This window comes from Methanocalculus taiwanensis (assembly GCF_024372745.1).
GTDB lineage: Archaea > Halobacteriota > Methanomicrobia > Methanomicrobiales > Methanocorpusculaceae > Methanocalculus > Methanocalculus taiwanensis.
Genome location: NZ_VOTZ01000048.1, coordinates 1 through 3636 on the forward strand (window position 1 = coordinate 1; position 3636 = coordinate 3636).

Consider the following 3636-nt stretch of genomic DNA (forward strand, 5'->3'; position numbering starts at 1 on the left):
TGTGTTCGTGCACTCCCTGCGAGATCTGCTCCTGCATAGGAACACCAGTTGCAGATGATGCCGAGAATCTTTGGTTTCCACTCTTCCGTCATTTACTGCTCACCTCCGAGGAGGAACGCATCAATCTGTGCAACAATCTGTGGTGTGGCAAAATGCTGCATCCAGATCGCACCGCCGGGGCAGAACCCTCCGCAGGTCCCGCATCCCTTGCATTTCGCTTCAGTGACCTGCATCACTTTCCTTCCGTTCTTCTCGACGAGATCAAGTGCCGAGTATGGGCAGAGGTTCACACACATCCCGCATCCTGCACACTTCTCTTCAATACACATGGCAAAGTATGGTTCGAGCTCGACCTCTCCGACATGAATCGGAATCGATGCTGCCGACGCTGCTCCTTCTGCCTGTGCCACGGTATCCGGGATATCCTTTGGTCCCTGGCACACTCCTGCGAGGAAGACACCTGCTGTGGTTGTTCCACAGGGGTTCAGCTTCGGGTGAGCTTCGAGGAGCCATCCATCCATGGATTGTGACACGCCGAAGAGGTGGCGGACATGGTTGGTCTCTTCGGTTGGCTGGACCGCAGATGCCAGAACAACCAGATCGAGTTCGATATCGACCGGCTGGCCGAGGAGCGTGTCTTCGGTGAGAACATGGAGGTTCTTTGTGATTGGATCCTCCTCGATCTTGGCCACGCGTCCCCGGATGAATTTCGTTCCTTCATCCTGGATACGGTAATAGAACTCCTCATACATCTTTCCAAACGATCGGATATCCATGTAGAAGAGATATGACTGCGATCCCGGAATCTTCTCATGCAGCTGATGCGCATGTTTGAGCGAATACATACAGCAGAACCTGCTGCAGTATGGCTTGCCGACACCGGTATTGTCACGTGACCCTGCACAGAGGACAAACCCGATCTTCTTTGGTGTCTCTCCATCGCTTGGCCTGATCACATGGCCCCCGGTTGGACCTGACGCACAGATGAGCCGCTCGAATTCGAGTGAGGTGATGACATTGTCATACCGCTTGTATCCCCACTCGGGCTTCTTCTCGATTGGGAACAGTTCGTATCCGACTGCAAGCACAGCGGTACCGACCTTGACAGTGACAAACTCGTCTTCCTGTTCGAGATCGATCGCCTTCTTCTCGCCGCATGCCTCGACACAGAGTCCGCATTTCACACAGGAATCGAAATCGACTGTGTAGATAAGAGGTACAACCTGTGGGTGATAGATATAGATCGCCTTTCTGGGTGCCATCCCCATCTCGAACGGGTTTGGCTTGATGACCGGGCAGACAGCTTCACAGTCGCCGCACCCGTTACATCCCCCACCAACGATCCCCCGTGCTTCCGCTTCGACCGGGGTGAGGACACCTCGTGCCTTCTTCCTGAGGGTGATATCGAAGTTTCCGATGTATCCTTCAACGTTCTCGACTTCGGTATAGGTCATCAGTTCGATGTTTGGGTGGCGGCCGACATCCACCATCTTGGGTGTCAGGATACACTGGGAACAGTCAAGTGTCGGGAATGTCTTATCGAGCTGCGACATCCTGCCGCCGATCGTGGGGAGCTTCTCGATGAGGTAGGTCTTAATCCCTGCGTTTGCCAGATCAAGTGCAGCCTGGATACCGCCGACACCTGCGCCGACGACCATTGCCGCATGCTCGACCGGGACCGATTTGGGGAACAGATCTTCAAGGAGCGATGCCTTGGCAACTGCCATTCTGACAGCATCTTTTGCCTTATTGGTTGCTCCTTCATGGTCATGCATGTGAACCCATGAGTTCTGTTCGCGGATGTTTGCCATCTCGAACCTGAACGGGTTCAGTCCACCCTCTTTTGATGCGGTACGGAACGTCGGTTCGTGCAGACGTGGGGAACAGGCTGCCACAACCACTCCGGTGAGGTTGTGTTCTTTAATCGCATCCTCGATTTTTGTCTGTCCCGGCGTCGAACACATGTACTGGTATTCGTCTGCATAGACGACATTTGGAATGGTGCGTGCATACTCCTGCACTGCCTTTATATCCATAGATCCTGCGATATTGGTACCGCAGTGGCAGATAAACACACCCACTCTTGGTTTTTGTGATTTCGTTTCATCAACCATAGTGCGCCTCACTGGAGTTTGTTAAGGAAAGGTTCGCAGGAGATGCCATGGAGATCAAGTGCAAGATCCTGCGGGCTCATCCCCTGTGCAAGACCGAGCAGTTCATTGAAGTGGAGAACAGGAATTGCCCATTCGACACCGAACTTTTCTCCGATCTCGATCTGGCCGCGGTCAAACTGAAGCTGGCAGAATGGACAGCCTTCTGTGATTGCATCGGCACCCACCTCGCTCATATTGATCAGCTTCTCGTTTGTGATATCAAGTGCATGTGCGATATCATATCCCCGCACACCGCCACCGGCACCACAGCACTGCATCTTGTTGCGGTACTGCACCGGTTCTGCTCCGAGTGCGGCAACAAGCTCTTCCATCCACATCGGGTTCTCGGTATCGCCGACACCTTCCGCCTCAAACTCACGCTCTTTCCGTGGTTTCAGCAGGTGGCATCCGTAGTGGACAGCAACCTTCACGCCATTGAGGGGTGATGTGACGCTGTCTGCGAGCTTGTCCACACCACAGATCTTCTTATCATAGTAGATCTCGATCAGGTGGCGGACATCGATGGTCCCTTTAAACTCCATATCGATCTCTTTTAAGACCTCGTTGACGTTGTCTCTGAGTTCGTCATGGTGTTTGAGTTTGTGGTTCACTTCCCAGATTGACTTGTAACAGCCATTGCAGATGAGCGTGATATCGGTATTCATCTGCTCGGCAAGGACAAGGTTGCGTGCAGCCATCGCATACCATACATTCAGGTCAATCGAGCCGAACGCTCCCGGTGCAGGGCAGCATGATGCACCCTTCAGGGGAACAAGTTCGATCCCGAGATTTCTGCTGGTCTTGATTGCAGCTGCTTCAATACCCGGATACCGGTTTGGTGCGATACAGCCGAGGAAGAATGCATACGTGTGTGTCTTTCCTGACATTACTGACCCTCCGACAGAATTTCATCTGCCTCGTCTTTGAGACCGTAGTGGTCGAGAATCTTCTGGATACCCGGTATAAACTCTGGGTATTTCGCTGTGGTTTCGGGTTCGGCTTCGAGTCCGAGCTTCACACGTGCCGCCCGGTTCACATCGTTATTGGGGACGCCATGTCCTGTCTTGTAGATGAACTGGACGGTGTTTAAGAAGTTGCGTGGCACAATCTTGCGTTTGAATGCGAGATTTCTCATTGCCATGATAATATCGGTCGGTGCGATATCCCGCGGACAGCGGTCGGTGCACGAGTAACAGGTGGTGCAGAGCCAGAGATCCGGGTCGGTAAGCGCATCGTTCTCGAGTCCGAGCACTGCCCGCCGGACAAACTTCCTGATCCGGTATGAGCTCCTCGGTGCCGAGGGGCATGACCCTGTACAGGTGCCACACTGGTAGCACATGTGGGCAATCGTCATCCCTATTTTTTCAATATTCTTGAGGAAATCAGGGGATGCATCATCTGTGCGGTAATACCGGTCTGCCAGACGGACAGACAGGTTTTCATCGGAGTAACCCTTTGCTTTTGCCATAATGAAACCTCACGC

Annotated in this window: 4 protein-coding genes; all 4 read right to left on the bottom strand. The window is 53.1% G+C overall.

Going from position 1 to position 3636, the window contains the following annotated elements; genetic code table 11:
- A partial coding sequence (locus tag FTO68_RS11610) for a hydrogenase iron-sulfur subunit (RefSeq protein WP_255333578.1) occupies positions 1-92 on the bottom strand: 92 nt, incomplete at its 3' end.
- Entirely contained in the window at positions 93-2114 is a 2022-nt protein-coding gene (locus FTO68_RS11615; protein WP_255333575.1) for a CoB--CoM heterodisulfide reductase iron-sulfur subunit A family protein, read from the bottom strand.
- 8 nt (positions 2115-2122) lie between these two features.
- The gene (gene hdrB / locus FTO68_RS11620; protein ID WP_255333576.1) at positions 2123-3040 is read right to left on the bottom strand and encodes a CoB--CoM heterodisulfide reductase subunit B; all 918 of its coding nucleotides are present in this window, start codon (positions 3038-3040) and stop codon (positions 2123-2125) included.
- Positions 3040-3621 carry a CoB--CoM heterodisulfide reductase subunit C gene (gene hdrC / locus FTO68_RS11625; protein WP_255333577.1) on the bottom strand — a complete coding sequence of 194 codons (582 nt, stop codon included), beginning with the start codon at positions 3619-3621 and terminating at the stop codon, positions 3040-3042. Before hdrC ends, hdrB begins: the two co-directional genes overlap by 1 nt.
- Between the last annotated feature and the right edge of the window lie 15 nt (positions 3622-3636).

Bases quoted from the DNA above. Each gene is read 5' to 3' on its own strand.
- hdrC (WP_255333577.1), bottom strand. From the start codon at position 3,621: ATGGCAAAAGCAAAGGGTTACTCCGATGAAAACCTGTCTGTCCGTCTG.
- hdrB (WP_255333576.1), bottom strand. From the start codon at position 3,040: ATGTCAGGAAAGACACACACGTATGCATTCTTCCTCGGCTGTATCGCA.
- FTO68_RS11615 (WP_255333575.1), bottom strand. From the start codon at position 2,114: ATGGTTGATGAAACGAAATCACAAAAACCAAGAGTGGGTGTGTTTATC.